The organism is Hymenobacter norwichensis DSM 15439, assembly GCF_000420705.1.
Taxonomy (GTDB): Bacteria; Bacteroidota; Bacteroidia; order Cytophagales; family Hymenobacteraceae; genus Hymenobacter; species Hymenobacter norwichensis.
Genome location: NZ_ATVL01000010.1, coordinates 154614 through 179053, shown reverse-complemented (window position 1 = coordinate 179053; position 24440 = coordinate 154614). Strand labels below are relative to the sequence as shown.

Annotated in this window: 25 protein-coding genes and 1 tRNA gene; 18 read left to right on the top strand and 8 right to left on the bottom strand. The window is 58.2% G+C overall.

Going from position 1 to position 24440, the window contains the following annotated elements:
• Window positions 1-207 precede the first annotated feature (207 nt).
• Both G536_RS0118845 and G536_RS0118840 read right to left on the bottom strand, forming a co-directional pair.
• Window positions 208-591 (bottom strand): hypothetical protein, encoded by a 384-nt coding sequence (locus G536_RS0118845; protein ID WP_022825159.1) that lies wholly within the window; start codon window positions 589-591, stop codon window positions 208-210.
• Window positions 592-659: 68 nt separating this feature from the next.
• On the bottom strand, window positions 660-1121 hold the full coding sequence (locus G536_RS0118840; protein ID WP_022825158.1) for a hypothetical protein: 462 nt from the start codon (window positions 1119-1121) through the stop codon (window positions 660-662).
• A 252-nt stretch (window positions 1122-1373) separates the two neighbouring features.
• Here G536_RS0118840 and pheS point away from each other — a divergent pair, with 252 nt between their 5' ends.
• The 3 genes from pheS (at window position 1374) to G536_RS0118825 (ending at window position 3111) form a co-directional block, all read left to right on the top strand.
• Complete coding sequence (gene pheS, locus G536_RS0118835) at window positions 1374-2411, top strand: phenylalanine--tRNA ligase subunit alpha (RefSeq protein WP_022825157.1); 1038 nt, start codon at window positions 1374-1376, stop codon at window positions 2409-2411.
• Between the two features lie 53 nt (window positions 2412-2464).
• The gene (locus tag G536_RS0118830; RefSeq protein WP_022825156.1) at window positions 2465-2938 is read left to right on the top strand and encodes a Rieske (2Fe-2S) protein; all 474 of its coding nucleotides are present in this window, start codon (window positions 2465-2467) and stop codon (window positions 2936-2938) included.
• Between the two features lie 96 nt (window positions 2939-3034).
• Window positions 3035-3111 (top strand) — tRNA-Asn (locus G536_RS0118825).
• A 145-nt stretch (window positions 3112-3256) separates the two neighbouring features.
• On the opposite strand, the gene G536_RS28820 is transcribed toward G536_RS0118825, so the two are convergent.
• The 6 genes from G536_RS28820 to G536_RS0118795 all read right to left on the bottom strand — a co-directional run bounded on the left by G536_RS28820 (window position 3257) and on the right by G536_RS0118795 (window position 12216).
• Entirely contained in the window at window positions 3257-4975 is a 1719-nt protein-coding gene (locus tag G536_RS28820) for a T9SS type A sorting domain-containing protein (protein ID WP_169515128.1), read from the bottom strand.
• Between the two features lie 119 nt (window positions 4976-5094).
• On the bottom strand, window positions 5095-7680 hold the full coding sequence (locus G536_RS30935) for a pectinesterase family protein (RefSeq protein WP_022825154.1): 2586 nt from the start codon (window positions 7678-7680) through the stop codon (window positions 5095-5097).
• Between the two features lie 80 nt (window positions 7681-7760).
• Window positions 7761-9443 (bottom strand): T9SS type A sorting domain-containing protein, encoded by a 1683-nt coding sequence (locus tag G536_RS28810; protein WP_022825153.1) that lies wholly within the window; start codon window positions 9441-9443, stop codon window positions 7761-7763.
• Between the two features lie 503 nt (window positions 9444-9946).
• Window positions 9947-10630 (bottom strand): MIP/aquaporin family protein, encoded by a 684-nt coding sequence (locus tag G536_RS28805; RefSeq protein ID WP_071837769.1) that lies wholly within the window; start codon window positions 10628-10630, stop codon window positions 9947-9949.
• Window positions 10631-10792: 162 nt separating this feature from the next.
• Entirely contained in the window at window positions 10793-11839 is a 1047-nt protein-coding gene (gene arsS, locus G536_RS0118800) for an arsenosugar biosynthesis radical SAM (seleno)protein ArsS (RefSeq protein ID WP_026880368.1), read from the bottom strand.
• Between the two features lie 44 nt (window positions 11840-11883).
• Entirely contained in the window at window positions 11884-12216 is a 333-nt protein-coding gene (locus G536_RS0118795) for an arsenosugar biosynthesis-associated peroxidase-like protein (protein WP_022825150.1), read from the bottom strand.
• Window positions 12217-12401: 185 nt separating this feature from the next.
• On the opposite strand from G536_RS0118795, the gene G536_RS0118790 reads away from it, so the two are divergent.
• The 15 genes from G536_RS0118790 to G536_RS0118720 all read left to right on the top strand — a co-directional run bounded on the left by G536_RS0118790 (window position 12402) and on the right by G536_RS0118720 (window position 24301).
• Window positions 12402-13211, top strand: coding sequence for a DUF547 domain-containing protein (locus tag G536_RS0118790; RefSeq protein WP_022825149.1), 810 nt, complete (start codon window positions 12402-12404; stop codon window positions 13209-13211).
• Window positions 13212-13239: 28 nt separating this feature from the next.
• Window positions 13240-14208 carry an arsenosugar biosynthesis arsenite methyltransferase ArsM gene (gene arsM / locus G536_RS0118785; protein ID WP_022825148.1) on the top strand — a complete coding sequence of 323 codons (969 nt, stop codon included), beginning with the start codon at window positions 13240-13242 and terminating at the stop codon, window positions 14206-14208.
• A gap of 144 nt (window positions 14209-14352) precedes the next feature.
• Window positions 14353-14739 (top strand): ArsR/SmtB family transcription factor, encoded by a 387-nt coding sequence (locus G536_RS0118780; protein ID WP_022825147.1) that lies wholly within the window; start codon window positions 14353-14355, stop codon window positions 14737-14739.
• Window positions 14740-14766: 27 nt separating this feature from the next.
• On the top strand, window positions 14767-15225 hold the full coding sequence (locus G536_RS0118775; RefSeq protein WP_022825146.1) for a DUF6428 family protein: 459 nt from the start codon (window positions 14767-14769) through the stop codon (window positions 15223-15225).
• 54 nt (window positions 15226-15279) lie between these two features.
• Window positions 15280-15774 (top strand): GNAT family N-acetyltransferase, encoded by a 495-nt coding sequence (locus G536_RS0118770; protein WP_022825145.1) that lies wholly within the window; start codon window positions 15280-15282, stop codon window positions 15772-15774.
• Between the two features lies 1 nt (window position 15775).
• Window positions 15776-15934, top strand: a complete 159-nt coding sequence (locus G536_RS32995; RefSeq protein WP_342664768.1) for an arsenate reductase/protein-tyrosine-phosphatase family protein — start codon at window positions 15776-15778, stop codon at window positions 15932-15934.
• Window positions 15935-16062: 128 nt separating this feature from the next.
• Complete coding sequence (locus G536_RS32990) at window positions 16063-16224, top strand: low molecular weight phosphatase family protein (protein ID WP_342664767.1); 162 nt, start codon at window positions 16063-16065, stop codon at window positions 16222-16224.
• A 242-nt stretch (window positions 16225-16466) separates the two neighbouring features.
• On the top strand, window positions 16467-17405 hold the full coding sequence (gene paaA / locus G536_RS0118755) for a 1,2-phenylacetyl-CoA epoxidase subunit PaaA (RefSeq protein WP_022825144.1): 939 nt from the start codon (window positions 16467-16469) through the stop codon (window positions 17403-17405).
• 164 nt (window positions 17406-17569) lie between these two features.
• The gene (paaB, locus tag G536_RS0118750) at window positions 17570-17857 is read left to right on the top strand and encodes a 1,2-phenylacetyl-CoA epoxidase subunit PaaB (protein WP_022825143.1); all 288 of its coding nucleotides are present in this window, start codon (window positions 17570-17572) and stop codon (window positions 17855-17857) included.
• Window positions 17857-18648 carry a 1,2-phenylacetyl-CoA epoxidase subunit PaaC gene (paaC, locus tag G536_RS0118745; RefSeq protein ID WP_022825142.1) on the top strand — a complete coding sequence of 264 codons (792 nt, stop codon included), beginning with the start codon at window positions 17857-17859 and terminating at the stop codon, window positions 18646-18648. Before paaB ends, paaC begins: the two co-directional genes overlap by 1 nt.
• Window positions 18642-19148 (top strand): 1,2-phenylacetyl-CoA epoxidase subunit PaaD, encoded by a 507-nt coding sequence (paaD, locus tag G536_RS0118740; protein ID WP_022825141.1) that lies wholly within the window; start codon window positions 18642-18644, stop codon window positions 19146-19148. The genes paaC and paaD overlap by 7 nt, the downstream gene beginning before the upstream one ends.
• A 159-nt stretch (window positions 19149-19307) precedes the next feature.
• Entirely contained in the window at window positions 19308-20093 is a 786-nt protein-coding gene (locus tag G536_RS0118735) for an enoyl-CoA hydratase-related protein (protein WP_022825140.1), read from the top strand.
• Window positions 20090-21241 (top strand): 3-hydroxyacyl-CoA dehydrogenase NAD-binding domain-containing protein, encoded by a 1152-nt coding sequence (locus tag G536_RS0118730; RefSeq protein WP_022825139.1) that lies wholly within the window; start codon window positions 20090-20092, stop codon window positions 21239-21241. The genes G536_RS0118735 and G536_RS0118730 overlap by 4 nt, the downstream gene beginning before the upstream one ends.
• A gap of 99 nt (window positions 21242-21340) precedes the next feature.
• Complete coding sequence (paaZ, locus tag G536_RS0118725) at window positions 21341-23389, top strand: phenylacetic acid degradation bifunctional protein PaaZ (protein ID WP_022825138.1); 2049 nt, start codon at window positions 21341-21343, stop codon at window positions 23387-23389.
• A gap of 138 nt (window positions 23390-23527) precedes the next feature.
• A complete protein-coding gene (locus G536_RS0118720; protein WP_022825137.1) occupies window positions 23528-24301 on the top strand; it encodes an enoyl-CoA hydratase/isomerase family protein in 774 nt (257 codons plus the stop codon).
• Window positions 24302-24440 lie beyond the last annotated feature (139 nt).

Sequence of the window (24440 nt, the reverse complement as noted above, 5' to 3'; positions counted from 1 at the left end):
AAGTTCCCCTTCTTAAAAGACAGAAGCAGTAATTTTTCTGGCACTTACAGCCCATATACAACGCTCGGTTTGCGGTCTTAGTATTGCAACTGGTAGCGCTAAACAGCGAAGAGCGGCTCCATCCTTACCGGACAGAGGCTGCTCTTCGCTTTGCTATGGCACAAAGCCATATAATCTTTTACACTCTTATTTGACCAGTGAATTCACTTACCGCTTCTTTCTTTTAGTAGCAGCCGGCACTGTTTTGGTGGGCGTGGTTTTCTCCGATGACATAGAGGTGGCGCTAGTAGCCGCAACTTTGGGAGCCTTCTTTTTTAGCGGCCGACCCATGTAATCGGTAGTAGGCGGGCTGGGCATGTTCAGGCGCAGGCCCGGCGCCAGCTTCATATCGTCTTCGTTGCGCCGCCCCGAACGGTCGTAGCGGGCGTAGGCGCCCGAACGAGCCCTGGCTTTGGCATTGCTGGTCCGGTGGTAGCCGTTAGCTGCTTTCTTAGTGCCTGATGGGCGGGTTACTTTTTGCGCCTGGGCTTCCGCAACGCAGAAAACACTCAATAGAGCAAGCAGCAAACCTGAAAGGGAAAAGAGGCGCATGGACATGTTGGTTAAGTGAAAACGATCATGGAATTTCACTTACGCAAATCCCCTTTCCTTGGTCGTTCTTACCAGCTCGTTGAGCTATTGGCAGCCACAGAATTAGCCTTGCTTGTTTTGGCAGCTACAGTAGATGTAGTTTTTTTCTTGAGCGGCCGGCCCCAATAATCAGTGCTTGGCTTGCGGTATGGCGACGAACTCATGCCTGGCGCCGCCATTACGCCAGAAGAACGCATCATGGGGTCAGTGCTTTCCTCATCAGTGTAAGCAGCTTCGCGAGCGGCAGCAACGGTGGTCAAGTTTTTCGATTTCTTCTTGAGCGGCCGGCCCCAGTAGTCGGTAGTAGGCTTGCCGTGCAAGCTTAAAGGCTGGCCAGGAGCAGTGCTCCAACCCATGTTGTATTGGGGAGTTTCTTCGGTAGCAGCGGGCATATCGGCCCAAGAGTCAGTAGCAACGGAAGCTTGGGTTTGAGCGAAAGAAGTGCTGAAGGAGGCAGCCACCAGGAAAGCAGAGAGCAGGAGAGTTTTCATAACAAGAGAAGGCAGAAGAAGGAAAGAAAATCTAATACAAGACCTTGATTAACAGCAACTCAACTGAACGGGTGGCGCCCCGCGTTCCGGCTGCAAGCCGCTGCTGATAGGTGCTTTTGCAGCAACCGTACCAACTTTTCATTTTCCAGGAACCAACTGCGTAATTTTAATTTAGTCGCTACGCACTGAGTGAATTGATAGTATCCGGCAAACACCTAAAACCAGCAGTCAGCCGCTTATCTTTGCCTTACTATGCAGGAGAATATCTCGCGGCTACGCGCCGAAATCGAAGCCTACGACCTGAGCACGCCCGAACTGCTCGACCAGTTTCGTATTGCCTATACTGGCCGCAAAGGCCAACTAGCCGATCTTTTCGAGCAGCTGAAAACCGTGCCGCAGGAACAGCGCCGTGCTGTGGGGCAGGAGCTAAACCAACTGAAACAGCAGGCCCTAGCCCGGTTCGAGGAGCGCCAGCAGGAACTAGAAGCCGCTACCCGCAACGCTCCCGCCGACCCCACTTTCGATTACACGCTGCCTGCCGTTCCCAATCAGTTGGGTACCCGCCACCCCCTGAATCTGGTGCGCGAGGAAATCGTGCGCATCTTGTCGCGCATCGGCTTCAACGTGGCCGAGGGACCCGAAATTGAGGACGACTGGCACAACTTCACGGCCCTCAACTTCCCCGAGAACCACCCGGCGCGCGACATGCAGGATACGTTTTTCGTGCATCGCACGCCCGGTGAGCCGGAATGGCTGCTGCGCACGCACACCAGCCCGGTGCAGGTGCGCGTAATGCAAAGCCAGAAGCCACCCATCCGCAGCATTATGCCCGGCCGCGTATACCGCAACGAAGCCATTTCGGCCCGCGCGCACATGATGTTCCATCAGGTGGAAGCGCTGTTCGTGGACGAAAACGTGAGTTTCGCCGACCTCAAACAAACGGTGTACTACTTCGTGCAGGAGCTATTCGGTTCTGATGTGCAGGTGCGATTCCGGCCGTCGTTCTTTCCCTTCACCGAACCCAGCGCCGAAATCGATATCACCTGCTTAATCTGCAAAGGCAAGGGCTGCAATATCTGCAAATACACCGGCTGGGTTGAAATCGGGGGTTGCGGCATGGTTGATCCGGCCGTACTCGAACAATCTGGTATTGACCCGGAGCGTTATTCGGGCTACGCCTGGGGCATGGGCATCGAGCGAATTACAATGCTCAAGTACCAGATCAAGGATTTGCGCCTGTTCACGGAAAACGACCTGCGATTCTTACGGCAGTTCGAGGCCGTGCAATAGTAAAGCGGCAGAGAATGCCCTTTTCGTTGCCTCTACAAACTTATTCAATTGAGATGCACAACAAATCAGTAGCCACTATCCTACCAGTACGCGGTACGTTCCGTAAGCGGCGCGTACTGGCGGTAGTGTGTTTGAGTGGGCTGCTGACAGCCTGTGGCTCCGATTCCAACAATGTGGAGCCACAGATACCTTACGTTAGCTTCTCTGAAAGCATTAACCTCACCAATCAGCAGTACGTGGCACTCCGCACCGACAATGGCGCAGCTTACGTTACGGGCGGCTTGCGGGGCCTAATAGTGGTTCGACAGAGTACTAACACGTATGTAGCCTTTGATCGGAACTGCTCGTTCCGCGTCAATGATACCTGCGCCCGCGTTAGAATCGACCCGTCGCGGCTGTTTCTGAAAGATGCTTGTTGCAACTCCCAGTTCGATTTGCAGGGGCGCCCACAGAGTGGCCCGGCTAGTCGTTCGTTGCGGCAATACACTACTACGCTTTCCGGGAACATCCTGAATATCACCAACTAGTCATTTTTTCTTGATTTTTTTAGGGCGAATGTTTGCACAGACTGGCCCCATGCACTAATATTGCACCCGCAACGACAGATAAACGTCGCCATAACCGCTTCCTTAGCTCAGCCGGTTAGAGCATCTGACTGTTAATCAGAGGGTCCCTGGTTCGAGCCCAGGAGGGAGCGCCAAAAACGAAAATGCCCGCCGGTAACCGGCGGGCATTTTCGTTTTTAACTCAGCCGATACGGCGCTTCGTTTTTTTGTTCTCGTCGGCCCTTAACGCCTTGACGGGTAGCCCTGGCTGACAGAGGCTACCCGTTACATTTAGCATTGCTACTCTTTCACTATGGTGGTGGAGCCCCGTTGCTGCCCGTTGCCGAACAGCAGCAGATAATTGCCGGAAGCCAGTCCGCTTAGGTGGAGGACGGTTTGCTGCGTACCGGCCACGCTAGCCACCGTGGCTATCTTTTTGCCATCGAAGCTATAAACCTCCACCTGGGCGCCAGCCGTAGCCACCGGGTGCACCAGCGTAAACTGGTCGTGGGCGGGGTTAGGATACACCGTCAGCCCTAATGCATCGGCCGGCTTCTTGGTGGACAGCGGCGTGGCGACGATGCCATTCAGGTAGTTTTCCAGCATGGTGTAGCCGTTAGCCCCCACCGTGTTGCGGTCCGTAGCCAGGTTGGGGCTCAGGCCCATGGACGTTTCCCAAGCGTCAGGCATGCCGTCTTGGTCGGTATCGAGGGGGGCAGCACCGCCCACATAGGCCGGCCAGCCGCCCACGTCCGCCTGCGAGTCGATGATGCCTTGGTTGAGGCCGTAGGTGGTGCTACCCTGGGGGCTGCTGCCGGTGGCCGTGCCGGTACTGGTTTCGTTTACTATGCGCGCATCTACCACGTCGCGGCGCGGGAGGGTGGCACCGGCCTGGGCCAGCACGCTGGTGTAGGCCGCCTGCGCGGTTTGGGTGGTAACCGGGGCCAGGCTGGGAGTGGGCGCCGCCTGCTTGAACTGCAACAGCGTGCTGGCCGGGTAATACCGGATTTTAATTCCTCCGCTCCAGTTGTCGGCCGTTATGGTGGGGTAGCCGTCCACGTAGTTGCCATCGGCGTACACTTTGCCCGTGGGCTTGTTGGGCGTGGCGGCATTGTAGGCCTCCGTAATGTCGAAGATATTGGTGGCGCGGGAGGCCGGCGTGGCCGGACCAGCTTTGTAGTAGTTGTTTACCAGATTCAGTTGGGCCGAGCCGCCGTTGATTTCCACTTCGTTGCCGTAGGCCGCATTGTTATTGCCCCAGTTGTAGATAACGTTGTTGCGGTAGTCCACTACCGCAACAGTGTCGTGGGCGCGAGCACCGTTGAAGCGGATAGTACGGCTGTGATGGTGCGCAATCAGGTTGTGGTGGTACGAGGAATACTGTCCGCCCCACACGCCCGCGTAGCCGTGGTCGCCTTTGCCATTGAATGATGAATTGAGACTTTCGCTTATCAGGCACCACTGCACCGTGGAGTTGTTGTTGTCGTAGAAGGTGGCGGCTTCTTCAATTGCCCAGCTCATCGAGCAGTGGTCGACAATGAAGTTCTTGCAGTTCTCCATGTTCATCCCATACACCGCCGGGCTGTTGGAGCCTTTTATATCGCCGGGGCGGGTACGGATGTAGCGCACAATGATGTTGTTGCCGAACAGCTTGAACGTGCTCCTTTTCAGGCAGATTCCGTCCCCAGGAGCCGTTTGGCCAGCAATGGTCAGGTTGGAGCGGGTGGGGCGCAACGGCGTGTTCAACTCGATGATGCCGCCCACCCGGAACACGATGGTAATCGGCTGCCCCGGATACTGGTTGAAGGCGTCGCGGAAGCTGCCCGCCCCCGAGTCATTCAGGTTGGTGACTTCAACTACCTGCCCGCCGCGGCCCCCCGTAGCAAAGCGGCCGTAGCCCTCGGCCCCTGGAAAAGCCACGAGTTGCTGCGCCTGCAAAGCACCAGAGACGTTAGCGGCTAAAAGCATGACCCCAACGGCCAGCGGCAACCGCGTCGAAAGAGAGTGTAGAGTAATCATATGGGAATTGAATTGGTGGATGATACGGTGGTAGCACTAGGTGGCCCGCCTAACCAGGAGGTATAACCTGCCCCTGCCCATAAAAAAGCAGTACCGGAACGGGGCTGCGCGCAAGCTGTTTACTGCCTTACTATATGCGTAGTGAGTCGCTGCTCGCCGTTGCGGAAAACCAGTAAGTAGCTGCCCGTAGCCAGGCGCGATACATCGAGGCTGGTTTGGGTAATTCCGGCTTTGCAGGCCAACTGTGCCACCTGCTGGCCCGTGAGGGAATACACTGCCACGCTGGCTTCGGCTGTGGCAGCCGGGTGCAGCAGCAGCATAGCGCTGGCGCCAGGATTGGGGTACACCCCCAGCTGCACGTCGGTGGCGGGGCGGGATGTGCTCATTACGGTAAGAGCTTCGCCTTTCACTACCACGTTTCGCAGGGTGGCAAAGCGGGTAGTAGTGGTGGTGGAGCCGCAGCTATAATACAGCCGGAAAGTCAGCCGCTGGCCGGGCTGCAAGGTTACGCCAGTAGGCCCGGCAAATGCCAACCGGTAAGTGCTTTGAGAGCCCAGCAGAATAGGCGTAGCAAAAGCGCCGTTGGCCGTGCTCAGCAGGGTACCGGCAGGCCCAACGCCCCCACTCACGTTGGTGGAGTCGGCGGTAGTAAACCCGGTTTTCGACCACACCACTGCCAGCTTGGTACCGCTGGTTGAGCCGGTTACGTAGGTGGTCAGCAGCAGCGAATCGAGGCGCAGACTGCGGCCGGCCACTCCGGCTACCGTGAACTGCTCGTAGTAGGCACGGTTCAGGTTAGAGCCGTTGCCGCCCACCGCCGCCGTCCAGCCGCCCTCGGCCGAAGGAGAGAAGGCCTGCCCGTAGCGCGCCGAGTACGGCGGGATGCTGGCCGTAGCCGAACCATTGGATACCACAAACTTGCGAAATGTAGGGGTGGTAGCCTGCACGGCTGAGGCGCGCACAGCAATACTGTCTTGGTTGTTGCGCGTCATGGGCCACCACTGCAAGGGTGCTGATTGGGGCAGCGCGGCCGCCTGCGTAGTGCCCATTAGCGGCAGCGTAACGGTAGCCGCTCCGGTGCTGGCCAAGGTAAGGTTGCCGCTGAAGGCACCTACGGTGGCCGCGTTCAGCCGCACGCTAACTATGGTATTGGCCACTGTGCCCGTGCTGCTGGGAGCAAGCGTGAGCGGAGAAGTGCTGGTGTTCCAGGTGGTGCCTCCGTTGGCTGATACCTGGAAGTTAGCAGGCGGCGTAACTACCAGTGCCGTGGTCAGGTTCTCGCCGGCCACCAGGAGGCTTTGCGCCGCCGACGGCTGGCCACCGCCTTGCAGGAAGCTTTGGAGAGTGCCCGCAGTGGTAATAGTGGGCGTACTGGAAACTTGCAGCGTATCGGTGACGTGCGTGGCGAGTCCGGTTTTGCTGGCCTGCACGTAGTAATAGTACGATACACCAGGCGCCGGAGTAGGGTCGGTGGTAGCAAAGTTGACGTCGGTAGCTACCGTTGAGGTGGTAGTATACACGGGCGTGTAGGTGCCCCTGCGTGTGCTGCTGCGTAGCACCTGGTACTGCACCCCGGCAATGGGCCAGCTCAGGTTCCAGGTGAAGCTCGAAGGCGTGGTACTCGTCCCTTTCACGGCCTGGAAATTGGACACGGCAATTTCAGAGGGCATACTGGTGCAGAAGCCGGCCAGCAGGGCGCAAGGGTTCCAGGTGCCTAGCACGGCGGCGCGGGTGTATTGGGCGGTATCGGTGTCGGCCAGCTGAATAGACCATGGAATACGCTGGCTGATGTCTACCAGGGAGCCATTGAACTCCCGGCTTTTGTATTCGGCGTAGGTAATTACGCTCGTTACAGTGCCGGCGTCCCACAGCTGCCAGCCCACCGGTTTTATAGTCGAGCCCATGATGGTGTTCAGCCACACTACCTTGGTATGCGAGCGGTCCGTGGGCGTCGAGCCGGAGTCGTTCTGCCAGGGGCGGCCGAGCGTGTAGGTAGTGGTGCCCCGGTTGTTGAGGATGGTGCACTTTCGGAACACAAAGCCGTATGGCTGACCTGCCTGCGTATTGGCCGCCGTGATGTAGCCGCCCGTACCGCCGTTCAGGCGCGTTTTGGGGTAAATCATGCAACCCTCAAACACGCCCCGGGCGCTGCCGAAAATAAAATCGACTACGCCATCAATGTAGCAGTCTTTGAAGTAGTTGCGGTTGCCCGCATTCGAGTTGAGCTGCACCGTATCCTGTCCCCCCAGAAACCGGCAGTTCTTGAAGGCTATCCGGTCGCCGGTGGTGTACATGGCCAAGGCCTGCGGCGAATCCCCATAGGAATTCTCGAAGGTGATGTTTACGGCCGTGATGTCGGAGGCATTGATGATGACTGTGGACGAGTTGCCCGGAAAAGTGGGCGTATTGGCGTCGTTCCAAGTGATGAGCGTGTTGGCTGCGCTTTCCCCGATGAGCTGCAAAAATGGCTTGTTAATCGGGATAGTCAGCTTCTCGCGGTACTTGCCGTTTTTGATGAATATGGTGTACGGCGTGGTGCGGCCGGTGGGCGCGGCATTCACGGCCGCCTGCACCGTAGTAAACGTGCCCGAGCCGTCTTTAGCCACTACGGCATCGTAGGTGGTTTGCGCCCGCGCAACTACGCTCAGCAGCAACAGCATCAGCACGACCACACTGCGCGAAATGGGAGTAAGCAGTTGTTTCATAGAAGGGAATTTGGAAGTGGTGGAACAACAAAGGCACAGGCGCCGCCGGCGCTATCTGCCAGCAGACACTACGTGCAAGACTATTCGCGCAGGAGCTTGGCAGACAGCTCACCAGCTTCCCCCGAATACCGGATGAAGTAGTTGCCCCGCGCCAGTTGCCCCACCGCAACAACGGTTTCCGTGGTGCCGGCCGGTACCACTAGCTGCGCCACGCGCCGGCCATCGAAGGTGAACACCTCCGCCTGGGCGGGCTTGCGGCTGCTGGGGTGCGTTAGGGTAACCTGTTCTTGGGTTGGATTGGGGTACACACCCAAACGCAGTTCTTTCGTGGGGGCCTTGTTGCCCATTACCACGGCGGCAATGCCGTTGAGGTAGTTTTCCAGGTTGGTGTAGCCGTTGGTGGCAATGCCTTGTCGGTCGGTGGCATTGTTGGGGTTCAGGCCATTGCTGGTTTCCCAACCGTCGGGCATACCGTCTTGGTCGGTGTCGAGGGGGGCGGCGGCGCAGGTGAGGGCCGGCCACGCACCCTGGGTGGTAGCAAAGGGCGTCCCGTGCGGGTAACCGCCCTGCACATCAATCACCCGGCCCGTACGGTTGCGCACATTCCTGACAATGCGCTGGTCGAGCGTATCGCGGGCGGGCAGCACGCAGCCGGCGTTGTTGAGCACCGCTTCGTAGGCATCGGTAGCGGCCTGGGTGGGCACTGCAATAACTGAAAACGGCGTTGTGGCTTTCGACTGCACCGTGTCGGCTTGGGTGCCGCCGGCCATGGCAATGCCGCGCCAGTTGCGGCTGGTAACGGCTGCCGAACCGTCCACGTAGTTGCCCGTCAGGTACACCATCGGGTAGGGCAGCGCCGACGAGATGCTGGGATTCATAATCATCTGGCGCCGCGGCACGCCGCTGGTGCTGGCGGTTTGGGTATTGGGGCCGTACTTGTAGTAGTTGTTGACCACGTTGTAGTAACCCCCTTCGCCCCCGTTGGTGCTGTACGACACCCAGTTGTAGATAACGTTGTTGCGGAAGTCGCACTTTTCGGCGCCTTGCACGGCCGGCGTCAGGCCCCCACTACCCGAAAACCGGGGCATGCGGCCTTTGCAATGCGCAATCAGGTTGTGGTGAAACGAGCCATTGCGCGAGCCCCACACCCCACCGTAGCCGTGCTCCTCGAAATCGGTGTCACCAGTTTCGAAGTGGTACGAGTAGTTGAGCGGCTCACTGATCAGGTTCCATTGCAAGGTGGTACTGTCGCCCTGGTAGAACGAGAAAGCCTCGTCGGTACTCCAGCTCATCGAGCAGTGGTCGATGATGGTTTTGGTGTTGAAGCGCCCCCCAAACGCGTCATCGTCGCCGCTGCCGTTCACCATGCCACCGTTCTGGTACCGGTCGCCGAGGCGGAAGCGCATAAACCGCACAATGACATTGTTGCCGTTCACCGTCACTTCCTGGTCAGCGAGGCAAATGCCTTCACCGGGCGCGGTTTGGCCGGCAATAGTGGTGTTGGCCGGAATGCGCAAGCCGGAAGTGAGCCGGATGGTGCCGCACACCCGAAACACAATGGTACGGTGCGGCGCCGCCGTTGCCGACTGGCTCAGGGCGTAGCGCAACGTGCCCGGCGTATTGGTATCGGCCAGGGATGTTACCGCAAAAACGGTAGTAGGCACCGCCGTGGTACCGCGCCCACCCGAGGTGTACTTGCCCGCGCCTTCCGCCCCTGGAAATGCACTTAGCCGTTGTGCCTCAGCAGCTTGAACAAGCAGCATTCCGCAGGCAGAAGCAAGCACGAACGAGTAGCGAATAGCTTTGGGAAGTAGAGATGAAATCATAATAGTCCTAAGCCAGAAGGTGAGGAATAGAAGAGTGCCGAAAACGATTGCAGCAACTGAATATGAATAGGATTGTATAGCACGCCAACCATTGGCTGGAAATAAGTAGTGGCAACGTTACCGGGAACGTTGCCACTACCTGAGACCTAGCTATTCTCTGCTTTCTACTCCCTAAAAAATTGGTTTCAGAGTAACTGAAGCCACTTTCCACCACCTCTGCTATCTTATTGATGCACAGAGCATTTACACTTAATCAAAACCATGTCAAACAAACCCTAGCAGTGGTTATTGACAGCAAGCCTATAGCTAAAATTCAAACCCGCTTATACTCAATATTCAGAAGCGCCGAGGATTGCTATTCGCTGTAAACCTAGCTTCACTCCCCCATTCAGCATCGGCTTCAAATTGCACTAAAACGCAGTTAACAACGGAATCCACAGCTATTGCGGTGTTTGACCCGACACCGGTGGCGTACGCAACTCCAGCAGCCGGTCGACTGCTACGGCCAGCAGTACGCCGGCTACCGGGGCCACTACGTACACCCAGGCGGCCTCTAGGTGCCCGCTCACGAAGGCCGGCGCCAATGAGCGGGCGGGGTTCATGGAGGCTCCGCTCAGCGGACCACCTACTAAGGCTTCCAGCCCTACCGTAGCACTGATGGTAATGCCCACCAGCAGGCCCTGCTCATAGAAACTGGACGTAACCCGCAGAATAACCAGCATCAGCCAGAACGTGAGGAACACCTCGATACCAAACGCCTGCCCGGCGCTGTGTGCCGGCAGGGTAGCGCCCAGCGTTGAGTTGGGGGTAGCCAGCAGTTTCACTAGGCCACTGCCCACAAACGCACCCGCCAGCTGCGCCACCACGTAGGGCAGCACTCGCCGCCCCGGAAACCGCCCGGCCACCCAGAAGCCCAGTGTCACGGCCGGATTGACGTGCGCCCCGCTCACGTGGCCCAACCCCTGAATCAGAATCAGTACCACTAGCCCGAAGGCGGCGGCAATACCGCCGTGCCCCAGCGCGTGGGTCTGCTCATTGACAACTACCGCCCCCGTTCCGAATAGTAATAGCACTGCTGTACCCAGCGCTTCTGCAAATAGACAGTGACGCAACATTGTTCTCATACAGCAGCGGAAATAAGCATAGTGAATAGCACGGCGCACCCGCTGGATTCAGGTAAACAGAAAGCCACAAACAATGAGTGAAGTAAACACAAACATCCCGCAGACAACTCTCAGTTGCTGCGGGATGTAAAGATGAGGAACTGTTGGTAAGTATGGTGCCGCTCAGGCCGTGGCCCCGCCGCAGCTAGAGCCGCTGCCAGCAGTGCAACCGTAGCAATGCTGATTGACCACCACGGCGCGCTCGGCCAGCGTACTAGCCGAAAAGTCGCGGATATGCTGCACGGCGCTGGCCACTTTCAGGTCCAGCATTTGGTTGAAGTCGCAGTCGTAGAGGTAGCCATCCCAACTGACGGAGATGGTGCTGCGGCACATCACGCCGGCCGCCGCGGCAGGGTTGAAGGCTGTTACCAGCTTGTCCATGTAGCCCGCGTAGTTGCCCGACTCCAGCAGGAAGTCGAGGTAGCGGCTGACGGGGATGTTGGTAATGGCGTACAGCTCATTGAACACGATGCCGAAATCCTTGCTCAGGGCGCGCTTGAACTGGTCTTGCAGGCCTTTCTGGGAGCCCGGCAAGAACGCACCATTGGGGTTGTACACCAAGTTCAGCCTCAGGCCGCTACCCTCAATGCCGTAGCCGACGGCGTTGAGCATTTTCAGAGCTTTGATGGAATCATCAAACACGCCGTCCCCGCGCTGCCGGTCAGTGGTTTTGGCGTTGTAGAACGGCAGGGAGCTAACTACTTCCACTCCGTGCGCTCGGAAGAACTCGGGCAGGTCGTGGTACTTTTTGTTGGCTACGATAATGGTCAGGTTGCAGCGCACAATGATGTGGCGGCCCAGCGCGTGCAACTGCTCCACAAACCAGCGAAAATCGGGGTTCATCTCCGGCGCGCCGCCAGTCAGGTCCACCGTCGGGATAGTGGTCTGGGCCAGCGCATCCAGGCAGAGCTGCATGGTTTCGCGGGTCATGATTTCCTTGCGGTCCGGCCCGGCATCTACGTGGCAGTGGCGGCACACTTGGTTGCACATCTTGCCCACGTTGATTTGCAGCACCGTGGCCTCCGTTGGGCGCAACGGAAACAGCCCAGCAGCGCGCATTTTCTCGTGGAACGACGGCAGGTGGGCGCCTTCTGCCTGCTCTGAGCGAAGCACAGTCAGCTGGAACGCGGGGTCAGCCAGCTGATTGCCAGTGGCTTTGAGGGATTTAATCATAACGGGCAAAAACGGCGCGGGTCACGGCTAGTGGCCTTGGCCTACATGGATAGCTCTTTGGCTTTGTTCATCATCTGTACGCCGTGCACCAACACCGCGCCGCCTTTGATGGCTGCAGCTACGTGCACAGCTTCCATCATCTGGGCTTCGTCGGCACCTTTTTGCAATGAATCGGAGGTGTAAGCATCAATGCAATACGGGCACTGTACGGCGTGGGCTACGGCCAGCGCAATCAGGGATTTTTCGCGCTCCGTGAGGGCGCCCTCCTTGAACACCTCGCCGTAATAATCGAAAAACTTCCGGCCAGCTTCGGCTTGCCACTCGGTGATGTTGCCAAATTTGGCTAAGTCGGCGGGGTTATAGTAGGTTGACATGGCGTAGGGTTAAGACTGAATGAGAAAGAAAAACCGATGAATTTGGCGGAAGTTATCTATAAAATCTGCGCCTTTGCCGCAACTCCTGCCACGCAGCCAGCGCTAGTAGTGGGCCGCACGTATCGGCTGTAAAAGTTTGCTGCCACCTGCGTCTTTTGTTGCTTGCCTTACCGTATATCCCGTCAATGAAATCAACCACTAAATTTCTGCTGGCCTTGCTGGCTCTGAGCGGCGGCGCCCTCACGGCTCTAGCGCTGGGCACCGGCCACCTCAACTTCGTTTCCACACCTAACTACAAAGTCCCGGCCGTTGGTGTTCCGCTCGACCATAGCGCGTACGAGCAACTGCTGAAAAAACACGTCGATACTAAAGGCCTAGTGGATTACCAGGGCTTCAAAACCGACGAGAAGCAGCTCAATCAGTACCTCGACCAGCTTAGCAAAAACCCGCCCGCAACCACCGCCAGCAAGCCCGAGCAAATGGCGTTCTGGATCAATGCCTACAACGCCTATACCATTCGCCTTATCCTTGACCACTATCCGGTGGCAAGTATCAAGGACATCGGCTCGAAAATCAAGATTCCCTTCGTCACCACGCCCTGGGCCATCAAGTTTTTCAGCATCGGTGGCGAGAAAATGAGCCTCGACAATATCGAGCACGGCATATTGCGCAAGAAATACAACGACCCGCGCATTCATTTTGCGCTGGTGTGCGCGTCCATTTCCTGCCCCCGCCTGCGCAACGAGGCTTTCACCGCCGCCAAGCTCGACCGGCAGCTCGACGACCAGGGGCGGGACTTTCTAAATAACCCCGCAAAAAACAACGTAGGCAAAACTAAGGCGCAGCTTTCCAGTTATTTCGACTGGTACAAGGCCGATTGGACGCAGAACGGGCAGTCGGTGGCGCAGTGGGTGAACAAATACTCAACCACCAAGATGGATGCCAACGCCACCGTGAGTTACCTTGACTACAATTGGAACCTGAACAAGCAGTAAGTCCTTCAGCCGCACTATCTTCTAATCTATGAGTTACCTCGAAACCACGGTCGACGTTTACCGCCAAGCGGCCCAAGAGCCCCAGGTGGGCCTTTGCTGCACCACCAACCCCGTGTGGCAGTTGCCTGGCCTGAGCATACCGCAGCGCATGCTGGCCATGAACTACGGTTGCGGCAGCACCGTGAACCCGCGCGACCTAACTAACAGCCCCACCGTGCTCTACGTAGGCGTGGGCGGCGGCATGGAGTTACTGCAATTTGCGTATTTCAGCCGCCGGCCGGGTGCGGTTATCGGGGTAGATGTAGTGCCAGAAATGCTGGACGCCTCGCGCGCCAACATGCTGGAAGCCGAAGCCCAGAACGAGTGGTTCAGCTCGGATTACGTGGACCTGCGAGCTGGCGACGCGCTGCACCTGCCGGTAGCAGACGCCAGCGTGGACGTGGCAGCCCAAAACTGTTTGTTCAACATCTTCAAGCTCGACGACCTTAAGCGCGCCTTACAGGAAACCTACCGGGCACTCAAGCCACACGGCCGCCTAGTGATGTCGGACCCCACCTGCGAGCAACCGATGAGTGAGGAACTGCGTGCCGATGAGCGGCTGCGCGCGTTGTGCCTCACCGGCTCATTACCATTGCAGCAGTACTTAGATTTGATAACGTCAGTAGGCTTTGGCACGGTGGAAGTGCGGGCTCGGCGCGCCTACCGGGTGCTTTCGCCCCAGCACTACGCCACCGATGAGCTAATATACATTGAGAGTGTGGAGGTGTGCGCCATAAAGGACCCCATGCCCGCCGATGGCCCTTGCATCTTCACTGGCCGCACTGCCATTTACTACGGCGGCGAGGAGTACTTCGACGACCAGAAAGGCCACGTATTACTCCAGAACCAGCCCCTGGCCGTGTGCGACAAAACCGCTGGTGCCCTGCTAGCCCTAGGCCGCAACGACATCTTTGTTTCACCTTCCACCTACCATTATGATGGCGGCGGATGCTGCTAAGCAATAACTGCCTTGAAACGCCCGACTGGTTCTGTATCAGTCGGGCGTTTGCGTTTTAATAGGCCTGACCTAGGCCATTCAGGAGAACAGCCATTTACCCTTTCAGCAACAAGCAAAGCACACAGGAAAACAACTCGTCATTCTATGTCGTATATTTACGACATACTGCATAACGCGCCCATGACCTACGCCAAAACCACTGCATTCACTGAAGAACAGCAACAGCTGGCCCGCATTGCTAAAGCGTTGGCGCATCCAGCGCGGGTAGCTATTATTCAGTTGCTGGCCTCGAAACGAACGTGCATCTCCGGCGACATTGCCGCCGAGCTACCGTTGTCGCGCACCACCGTTTCGCAGCACTTGCAGGAGTTGAAGGCGCTGGACCTAATTCGAGGCGAGATTGAAGGCCTTACCGTCTGCTACTGCCTTAATACCAAGCTACTTCAACAGGTACATCAGCAGTTCACGGCCTTTTTTGTTGAAGCCACTGCCAACGAGCCTTGCGGCCCGGATACTGGGTGCGCCTGCTGATTTTTCTCACTTCTACTTTCCTTGCTTATGAGAATTTCTGAGATGAAGCAGTCCTTGCAAGGGCTGGATACAGTTACTTTCCGGCTGCCCGATGGTACCTATCTGCCAGCGCATTTCCACGTAACGGAAGTGGGCCTTGTGAGCAAGCATTTTATTGACTGTGGCGGCGTAGAGCGCCAAGAAACCGTGGCCAACTTCCAGCTCTGGGAAGCCGGCGACTACGACCACCGCTTGGCGCCCGAGAAGTTTCTGCACATCCTGAAGCTCTCCGACAAGATTCTGGGCCCCAACGACCTCGACATTGAGGTGGAATACCAGCAGGCCACCATCGGCAAGTTCGGCTTGACCTTCGACGGCACGGATTTCGTTTTAACATCCAAGCAAACGGCCTGCCTAGCCCAGGACGCCTGCGGCATTCCGGCCCACCAAATTGAGCTACCGCAGTTGCAGATAGCCCGCTGCACACCTGGGGGCGGGTGCTGTTAGCTGGTTTTTACCTACATTTTACTTGTTCGTTCACACCATATTGTTCTGTGTGTTATGATCTTGCAGCCTTTCGCGCCCGAACACTGGCCTGCCGCCGCCGCCATTTATGAAGCGGGTATTGCTACCGGCCATGCCACCTTCGCCACCGCCGCCCCCAACTGGGTGGACTGGGACCAAGCGCACCTGCCGCATAGCCGATTGGTAGCCGTTGCGGCCGATGGACAAGTGGTGGGCTGGGCGGCGCTGTCGCCAGTGTCGAGCCGCTGCGTGTATGGAGGCGTGGCTGAGGTGAGCGTGTATGTGGCTGATACGGCCCGGGGGAAAGGCGTGGGCCGGCACCTGCTGGAAGCTCTCATTCACGAGTCGGAGCAACACAACATGTGGACCTTGCAGGCGGGCATCTTCCCCGAAAACGAAGCCAGCCTTCGGCTACACGCAGCAGTGGGCTTCCGGCAGGTGGGCCGGCGGGAGCGAATTGGCAAGATGGGCACCCAATGGCGTGACACCCTGCTGCTGGAGCGCCGCAGCACCATCATTGGACTTGGTTAGTATGACGACGACCCAGAAAAAGAATATACTGGTGCTGTGCACTGGCAACTCCTGCCGCAGCCAGCTTCTCCACGGCTACCTCACGCAATTGCTTGGCGATGCTACCACCGTCTACAGCGCCGGTATGGAAACCCACGGTTTGAACCCGCGGGCTGTCTAGATGATGCGCGAAGACGGTGTGGATATTGCACACCTGCACACCACACCAGCAACCACGTAGAAGAGTATGCCGCCGTGCCTTTCAATTACGTCATTACCTTCTGTGACCATGCCAACGATGTTTGTCCAGTGTCTCCTGCAACGGCCCGGAAACTGCACCACGACTTCCCGGACCCGGCCAAAGCAACCGGCACAGAAGAACAGATACTAACTCAGTTCCGGCTGGTCCGCGACCAGGTGAAAGCCTACGCCCGCAATTTCGTGCGGCAAGAGTTTGCCGGAAGTGCGTAGCGAATATTTTCGCTTATGTATTTGGGTTGGGTGCCGTTCGGCTGACTACTAAAACCAGCTTTGCCGTTCTAAATGAAAAAAAGCCTGCCGATGCTCGGCGGGCTTTTTTATGGCCTGATTTATTGCGGTACCGGATCCTTAACAGACTATGTCTGTGTTCAAGCCAGAAGCGTAAAGGAGAAGGTCAGTAAATTTTTCTTACTTTTAACTAACGCTTGTTAGTTAAACTTTGTTGAAGCGGTATGGAAACGTTAGAACTCACCCAGGAAGAGCAGTTTCAGGCCCGCATTGACGCGGACATTCGCATCGAGCCCAAGGATTGGATGCCCGATGCCTACCGCAAAACGCTGATCCGGCAGATTTCGCAGCACGCGCACTCCGAGCTGGTAGGTATGCTGCCCGAAGGCAACTGGATTACCCGAGCTCCTTCGCTGAAGCGCAAATCCATTTTGCTGGCCAAGGTGCAGGACGAAGCGGGCCACGGCCTGTACCTGTACAGCGCCGCCGAAACGTTGGGTGCCTCGCGCGACCAAATGCTGGCCGACCTGCACTCCGGCAAGGCCAAATATTCCAGCATCTTCAACTACCCTACCCTTAGCTGGGCCGATATGGGCTGCGTGGGTTGGCTGGTGGATGGAGCCGCCATTCTCAACCAAGTGCCACTGTGCCGCACCTCGTACGGCCCCTATGCCCGCGCCATGGTGCGGGTATGTAAGGAGGAAAGCTTCCATCAGCGCCAAGGCTTCGAGATTATGCAGACGCTGTGCGAAGGCGCGCCAACGCAGAAAGCAATGGCGCAAGAAGCCCTCAACCGTTGGTGGTGGCCTACGCTGATGATGTTCGGGCCGGCCGACGCGGATTCGCCAAACACGGCGCAGTCGATGAACTGGCGCATCAAGCGGTTCACCAACGACGAGCTGCGCCAGAAATTTGTGGATATGATGGTGCCGCAAGCCGAGTTCCTGGGCCTGACCGTGCCCGATGAAAAGGTGCAGTGGAATGACACCAAGAACGGCTACGATTTCGGCGACGTGGACTGGGAGGAGTTTTGGAACGTGGTAAAGGGCAACGGCCTCTGTAATCAGGAGCGCCTGGGTGCCCGCGTGAAAGCCCACGAAGAAGGAGCCTGGGTACGTGAAGCCGCTATGGCCCACGCCGAGAAAAGAAAGGCAAGAGGATAGAGTTAGGGTATGAGAGTTGGCGGGTGTGGGGGTAAGAGTTAACAGGATTTCTTTAACCGCTTCCATCCATCTTGCCTGATACACCCCCGCGCTTTTAACCTTTGATTCTGCACTCTCCTAAACCCGTACCCTCTTACCCTCCCACCCCCATACCCTACCAAAACATGAACCAATCCGAGTGGCCTTTGTGGGAAGTTTTCATCCGCAGCAAGCAAGGTCTCGACCATAAGCACGTGGGCAGTTTGCACGCCGCCGATGCGGAAATGGCCATCCAAAACGCCCGCGACGTGTACACGCGCCGCCTCGAAGGCGTGAGCATTTGGGTGGTGGAGTCCGGCCACGTGCACGCCTCCAACCCCGACGATGCGGCGGCTTTCTACGAGCCCGCCAACGACAAAATCTACCGCCACCCGACCTTCTACCAGGTACCGGACTCCATCAAGCACATGTAATGGCTGATTCTCTGACTACCGCCCCAATTCCCACCGAAACCCAAACTCAGCTGTTCCACTACGTGGTGCAGCTAGCCGATACCAGCTTGATTCTGGCCCACCGCCTGAGCGAGTGGTGCGGGCACGGTCCTATTCTGGAGCAGGACCTAGCGCTGGCCAACATTGCGCTGGACTTTTTGGGCGAAGCCCGCAGTTACTACCAGTACGCTGCCGAGCTAGAAGGCCAGGGCCGCACCGAGGACGATTTGGCCTATTTGCGCAGCGCCGTGGAGTACCGCAATCCGCTGTTGGTGGAGCAACCGAACGGCGACTTCGCGGCGACCATCGTGCGGCAGTTTATCTACGACACGTTCCATTACCACTTGCTTCAACAGCTGCAAGCTGGCCCCGATACGCAACTAGCAGCCATTGCCGAGAAGTCGGTGAAGGAGGCGGCGTACCATTTGAAGTGGAGTTCGGAGTGGGTTATCCGGCTGGGCGACGGCACCGAGGAAAGCCGCCGCCGGGTGGAGCAGGCCATAGCCGGCCTCTGGCGCTACGCCGGTGAACTGACTACCCCCAACCCCACGGAAAAGGAGCTGCAAGCCGCTGGCCTCGTGCCTGATTACACTGCTATGCTGCCCCAAATGGAAGCTCACATAGCACGCGTATTTGCCGAAGCTACGCTGCCCGTGCCGCAAGGCGTGTTCATGCAGAAAGGCGGCAAAGATGGCCGCCACACCGAGTACCTCGGCTACCTGCTCACCGAGCTGCAATATATGCAACGCACCTATCCGGGCCTGACATGGTAGCTACGCAAGCGCCGACCGAGGAACGTATCTGGCAGCTTCTGGAAGAGGTTTCCGACCCGGAAGTGCCAGTGCTGAGCATCCTCGACCTGGGCATTGTGCGCGCCGTGCAACTGAAAGGCGAAACGGTGCACGTTACCATTACGCCCACCTACTCGGGGTGCCCGGCCATGAATACCATTGCCACTGACATCCGGCTGCGGCTGCTGGCCGAGGGCATCACCCAGCTGACCATCCACAACCAGCTCAGCCCCGCCTGGACCACCGACTGGATGACCAAGGCCGGCCGCGAAAAGCTGGAGGAATACGGCATTGCCCCGCCCGTTGACGGTACCGCCACCGGCCACCTGCTCAACCTGTTCGGGCAAGATACCGCCGTGCGCTGCCCCCTCTGCAAGTCCGAGCACACGCACCTAGTCAGCCAGTTCGGGTCCACCGCCTGCAAAGCCTCCTACCAGTGCGACGACTGCCAGGAACCCTTCGATTATTTCAAGTGCCATTAAATACTAGAACTTAGCCCCCCTCCTTTTTTCAAGGAGGGGCTGGGGGTGATTAGCTAGAAGCTAGAGCTAAATGCCATTCTAACGGTTTTACCACCCCCGACCCCTCCTTAAAAAAGGAGGGGAGCTAAGTTCTAAACTGATATAACTTCCACCCTACTCATGCCCGAAAACGCCTCCCTTCTCTTCTCCCTCGACGCCGGCGTAGCCACGCTGTGCTTCAACCGGCCCCAGGTTTTCAACAGCGTCAATAAGGAAGTAGTGCTGGCCATGCAGCAGCACCTGCGCGACTGCCAGCAGAACCCCGAGGTACGTGCCGTGCTCCTCACGGGTACCGGCAAAGCCTTCTGCGCCGGCCAAGACCTAGCCGAAATTACCGGTCCGAACAGCCCCGAGGTGGCCGAAATTGTGGAGAAGCATTACAACCCCATCGTGCAACTGATCCGGGACTTGGACAAGCCGGTGGTAGCCGCTGTGAACGGCGTAGCGGCGGGTGCGGGAGCTAATCTGGCGTTGGCTTGTGATGTGGTGGTAGCCAAGGAGTCAGCCTCGTTTATTCAGGCCTTCAGCAAGATTGGGCTGATTCCGGACAGCGGTGGCACCTACTTTCTACCGCGCCTAATTGGCATGCAGCGCGCCTCGGCCCTTATGCTGACCGGCGACAAAGTATCGGCCACCGAAGCCGCGCAGATGGGCATGATTTACAAGGTTTTCTCTGACGAATCCTTTGACCAGGAAGTGTCGGCGCTGGTACGCAAGCTGGCAGCTATGCCCACCAAGGGCCTCGCCTACACCAAGCAGCTCCTCAACGGCACCTTCGGCAACGACCTCGCCCAGCAGCTCCGCAACGAAGCCGACTACCAGCTCCGCGCCGGCCACACCACCGACTACCGGGAAGGCGTCAGCGCATTCTTAGAGAAACGTCAACCTACTTTCAAAGGCCAATGATTATCGGCATTATTGGCAGCGGCGCTATGGGTTCGGGCATCGCGCAGGTGGTGGCTACGGCCGGCCACACCGTGCGCCTACTCGACCAAAATGCGCAGGCGTTGGAACGCGCAGGCCAGACCATTGAAGTTAGCCTCAACAAGCTGACGGAGAAAGGCAAACTCACTGCCGAGGCCGCGGCCAGCAGCATGCAGCGCCTGCACCTGACCCAGGATATTCAGTCGTTTATGGACTGCGAGTTGGTGCTGGAAGCCATTGTGGAAGATTTGGCCGTGAAGCAGCAGCTGTTTCGGGAGCTGGAAATGGTGGTAACAGACAACTGCATCTTGGCCAGCAATACCTCTTCCTTGTCCATTGCCTCCATTGCAGCTGCCTGCCAGCGGCCCGAGCAGTGCATCGGGATTCACTTCTTCAACCCGGCCCCGCTGATGCAGTTGGTGGAAATTATTCCGGCGGTGCAAACGCGCGCGGGGTTGGCCGAGGAAGTGCGGGCGCTGGTGGAAAGCTGGGGCAAGCTGCCGGTATTGGCCAAAGACACGCCGGGCTTTATCGTGAACCGGGTGGCGCGGCCGTTCTATGGCGAGGCCATCCGGCTGCTGGAAGAAGGCGTAGCCGACGCGGCCACCATCGACTGGGCCATGACCGAGATGGGTGGGTTCCGCATGGGACCATTTGCGCTCATGGATTTCATCGGCCACGATGTCAACTACCGAGTTACGGAGTCGGTTTTCACGGCCTTCTTCTTCGACCCGCGCTACAAGCCGTCCTTCACCCAAAAGCGGCTGTTCGAGGCCGGCTACTACGGGCGCAAAGCGGGACGCGGCTTCTACAGCTACGCTCCCGGCGCTATCCTGCCCGAGCCGAACCGCGACGCTGAACTGGGCCAGCGCATTGTACAGCGCATTCTGGCCATGCTCATCAATGAAGCCGTGGACGCCCTGTTTCTGAACGTGGCCTCCCGCCCCGACCTGGAACTGGCCATGACCAAGGGCGTCAACTACCCCAAAGGACTACTGGCCTGGGCCGATGAGTTGGGCTTGCCGCAAGTACTCGGCACCCTCGACGCCCTCTACGATGAATACCATGAAGACCGGTACCGCGCCAGCCCGCTGCTACGCCGCATGGCGAAAAGTGGAGCCGTTAGCTGATGGCTGCTAGCTATTAGCTTTTTCACGCACATCAGCCATCAGCTACATCAGCTCAAAGAAAGCCAACAGCTAATAGCCATTAGCTAACAGCCAAAAAACATGACTACGCTCGAAAATTACGCCCTCGGCCGCTGGACGGCGGGCCAGGGTCAGCAGCAAGAACTCTACGACGCATCCACCGGCGAAATAGTGGCCGTAACTAGTGGCGAAGGGCTGGACTACGCCGCCATGATGGACTACGCCCGCCAGAAAGGCAACCGGGCGCTCCGCAAAATGACCTTCCACGAGCGGGGCCGCATGCTTAAGGCGCTGGCCCTGCACCTCGACAGCAAAAAAGAGGATTTCTACACCCTCAGCTACCGCAGCGGCGCCACCCGCGCCGACTCCTGGATTGACATTGAGGGCGGCATCGGTAACCTGTTTGCCAACGCTTCCCTGCGCCGCAAATTCCCTGATAAGCCGTTCTACGTGGACGGTGACCCGATTGCGCTGTCGAAGGGCGGCAACTTTATCGGCCACCACATCATGGTGCCCCGGGAAGGCGTGGCCATCCACATCAACGCCTACAACTTCCCGATTTGGGGGATGCTGGAGAAAATTGCGGTGAACCTACTGGCCGGCATGCCCGCCATTGTGAAGCCGGCCGTGCCCTCGGCCTACCTCACCGAGGCCGTGGTGCGTGAAATCATTGCCTCCAAAATTCTGCCCGAAGGCGCGTTGCAGTTGGTAGTGGGCACCGGCCAAGGCATTCTGGACCACGTCACGTACCAGGACGTGGTGACGTTCACCGGCTCGGCCGAAACGGGCCGTAAGCTGAAAGGCCACCCGCGCATTCTGTCGGAGGCAGTGCCCTTTACTATGGAAGCCGACTCGCTGAACGCCGCCGTACTGGGGCCGGATGCCGTGCCGGGCACCGTGGAGTTTGACTTGTTTATCAAGGAAATTCGCAAGGAAATGACGGCCAAAGCCGGGCAGAAATGCACCGCCATCCGCCGCGTCATCGTGCCCGACAACGTGCTGGAAGACGTGCAGATTGCGCTGGGCAAGGCGCTGGCCCAAACCACCATCGGGCACCCGCTGGCCGAAGGGGTGCGCATGGGCGCACTGGCCGGCCGGGAGCAGGTGCAGCGGGTGCGCGAACGAGTGGAGCTACTCGCTAAAAACACGCCCATCGTGTACGGCAACCTCGACGACGTATCGGTGATTGGGGCCGACTGCAAGGTGGGCGCGTTTATGTCGCCGATTGTGCTGCTGAACTCCGAGCCGTTCAAGTTCACCGACACCCACGAAATCGAAGCCTTCGGGCCGGTGGCTACGCTCATGCCCTACCATGATGTGGACGAGGCCATTCAGCTAGCGAACCTCGGAAAAGGCTCCCTGGTGTGCTCGGTGGCTACTGCCGACCCACGCACGGCGCAGGAGTTTGTGTTGGGCGCAGCCACCCACCACGGCCGGATTCTGGTTATCAACGAGGAGGTGGCGAAGGAAAGCACCGGGCACGGCTCGCCGCTGCCACTGCTCATCCACGGCGGCCCTGGCCGGGCCGGCGGCGGGCAGGAAATGGGTGGTATCCGTGGGGTCGAGCACTTCATGCAGCGGGTAGCCATCCAAGGTTCGCCTACCATGATTACGGCCATTACGGAGGTGTATCAGCAGAATGCCAAGCAGATAGAAAAGGACAAGCACCCGTTTCAGCACTACTTCGAGGAGCTGGAAATCGGGCAGACGTACACCACGCACCGCCACACTGTTACGGAGGCCGACATCAGCAGCTTCGCCCAAGTATCGGGCGACAATTTCTACGCTCACGTAGATGCTACTTCCATAGAAGGCACACTCTTCACGGGCCGGGTGGCGCACGGCTACTACATTCTGAGCAAGGCCGCTGGCATGTTCGTGGACCCGCGCAAAGGCCCAGTCTTGCTTAACTACGGCCTCGATGAATGCCGCTTCACCAAGCCCGTATACCCCGGCATGACCATCGGCGTGAAGCTCACGGTGAAAGAGAAAATAGCCCAGGAAAAGCGCGACGAAACCGACGTAGCCAAAGGCATCGTGCGCTGGCTAGTGGACGTGTCCGACGAAACCGGCGAAACCGTAGCCGTAGCCACCATCTTGACGATGGTGAAAAAGAAAAACCAGGAGTAAACCATTGCATTACTCCAGTTCGTCATGCAGAGCGCAGCGAAGCATCTCGCGTGCTGACGCTAGGTTAGTAATCCTGCGTCAGCACGCGAGATGCTTCGCTGCGCTCTGCATGACGTTCTTTCAAAAGCTCACTCTCACATGACCCAACTATCCCCTACTGGTACCGTAGCCGCTACCACCGATCCGCACGGCGTCACGACTATCACCTTCTTTCACCCGTCGCACAACTCGTTGCCGGGGGCGCTGCTCACGGCGCTGGCGCAGGCCATAACCGATGCTGGGCAGGACGCGCAAACCAAGGTCATTGTTCTGAAGAGCGAAGGCGAAAAGACGTTTTGCGCCGGGGCCAGCTTCGATGAGCTGATTGCCATTGAGGACGAGGCGCAGGGACTGGCCTTTTTCTCGGGCTTCGCGAAGGTGATTAACGCCTGCCGGACTTCGCCTAAAATTGTGGTGGGCCGGGTCCAGGGCAAAGCCATTGGCGGCGGCGTGGGCGTTGCCGCCGCTAACGATTACTGCTTTGCTACCGCCCAGGCGGCCGTGAAGCTCAGTGAGTTGGTGGTAGGCATTGGGCCGTTTGTGGTGGGGCCGGCCGTGGAGCGCAAAATTGGGACGGCTGCCTTTGCCCAGCTGGCGTTGGATGCCGCCGAGTTCCGCTCGGCCGCTTGGGCGCAGGAGAAAGGCCTTTATGCGCAAGTGCTGGACACCATCGAAGCCCTGGACGCTGCGGTGCAGGCGTTTGCCACCAAGCTTGCCAGCTACAACCCCGAGGCCCTGGCCGACCTGAAGCGCGTGATTTGGGCGGGTACCGAGCACTGGGATACGCTGCTCGTGGAGCGTGCCGCCATCAGTGGCCGGCTGGTGCTGTCGGAGTTCACCCGCACCGCCATTCAGCAATTCAAGGCCCGCTAGATACTTCAAAGTCCGGGCCGCGGCATCTGCGGCTCGGTTTCGGGTACTACGTTGGGAGCGGGTTGTAGTAGCGGTTGTGCGTCGTTATGCGGGCTGAAGAAAAATTAATCTAGGGTTCAGGTGCTCTTTAGCTTGCTGT

Coding starts and splice junctions, on each gene's coding strand:
- G536_RS0118730 (WP_022825139.1), top strand. CDS start 20,090: ATGATTATCGGCATTATTGGCAGCGGCGCTATGGGTTCGGGCATCGCG.
- G536_RS0118720 (WP_022825137.1), top strand. CDS start 23,528: ATGACCCAACTATCCCCTACTGGTACCGTAGCCGCTACCACCGATCCG.
- pheS (WP_022825157.1), top strand. CDS start 1,374: ATGCAGGAGAATATCTCGCGGCTACGCGCCGAAATCGAAGCCTACGAC.
- G536_RS28805 (WP_071837769.1), bottom strand. CDS start 10,630: ATGAGAACAATGTTGCGTCACTGTCTATTTGCAGAAGCGCTGGGTACA.
- paaB (WP_022825143.1), top strand. CDS start 17,570: ATGAACCAATCCGAGTGGCCTTTGTGGGAAGTTTTCATCCGCAGCAAG.
- G536_RS0118790 (WP_022825149.1), top strand. CDS start 12,402: ATGAAATCAACCACTAAATTTCTGCTGGCCTTGCTGGCTCTGAGCGGC.
- G536_RS0118780 (WP_022825147.1), top strand. CDS start 14,353: ATGTCGTATATTTACGACATACTGCATAACGCGCCCATGACCTACGCC.
- paaC (WP_022825142.1), top strand. CDS start 17,857: ATGGCTGATTCTCTGACTACCGCCCCAATTCCCACCGAAACCCAAACT.
- G536_RS32995 (WP_342664768.1), top strand. CDS start 15,776: ATGACGACGACCCAGAAAAAGAATATACTGGTGCTGTGCACTGGCAAC.
- G536_RS28810 (WP_022825153.1), bottom strand. CDS start 9,443: ATGCTGCTTGTTCAAGCTGCTGAGGCACAACGGCTAAGTGCATTTCCA.
- G536_RS0118735 (WP_022825140.1), top strand. CDS start 19,308: ATGCCCGAAAACGCCTCCCTTCTCTTCTCCCTCGACGCCGGCGTAGCC.
- arsM (WP_022825148.1), top strand. CDS start 13,240: ATGAGTTACCTCGAAACCACGGTCGACGTTTACCGCCAAGCGGCCCAA.
- G536_RS0118840 (WP_022825158.1), bottom strand. CDS start 1,121: ATGAAAACTCTCCTGCTCTCTGCTTTCCTGGTGGCTGCCTCCTTCAGC.
- G536_RS28820 (WP_169515128.1), bottom strand. CDS start 4,975: ATGATTACTCTACACTCTCTTTCGACGCGGTTGCCGCTGGCCGTTGGG.
- G536_RS30935 (WP_022825154.1), bottom strand. CDS start 7,680: ATGAAACAACTGCTTACTCCCATTTCGCGCAGTGTGGTCGTGCTGATG.
- G536_RS0118845 (WP_022825159.1), bottom strand. CDS start 591: ATGCGCCTCTTTTCCCTTTCAGGTTTGCTGCTTGCTCTATTGAGTGTT.
- G536_RS0118775 (WP_022825146.1), top strand. CDS start 14,767: ATGAGAATTTCTGAGATGAAGCAGTCCTTGCAAGGGCTGGATACAGTT.
- paaA (WP_022825144.1), top strand. CDS start 16,467: ATGGAAACGTTAGAACTCACCCAGGAAGAGCAGTTTCAGGCCCGCATT.
- G536_RS0118770 (WP_022825145.1), top strand. CDS start 15,280: ATGATCTTGCAGCCTTTCGCGCCCGAACACTGGCCTGCCGCCGCCGCC.
- paaZ (WP_022825138.1), top strand. CDS start 21,341: ATGACTACGCTCGAAAATTACGCCCTCGGCCGCTGGACGGCGGGCCAG.
- G536_RS0118830 (WP_022825156.1), top strand. CDS start 2,465: ATGCACAACAAATCAGTAGCCACTATCCTACCAGTACGCGGTACGTTC.
- paaD (WP_022825141.1), top strand. CDS start 18,642: ATGGTAGCTACGCAAGCGCCGACCGAGGAACGTATCTGGCAGCTTCTG.
- G536_RS0118795 (WP_022825150.1), bottom strand. CDS start 12,216: ATGTCAACCTACTATAACCCCGCCGACTTAGCCAAATTTGGCAACATC.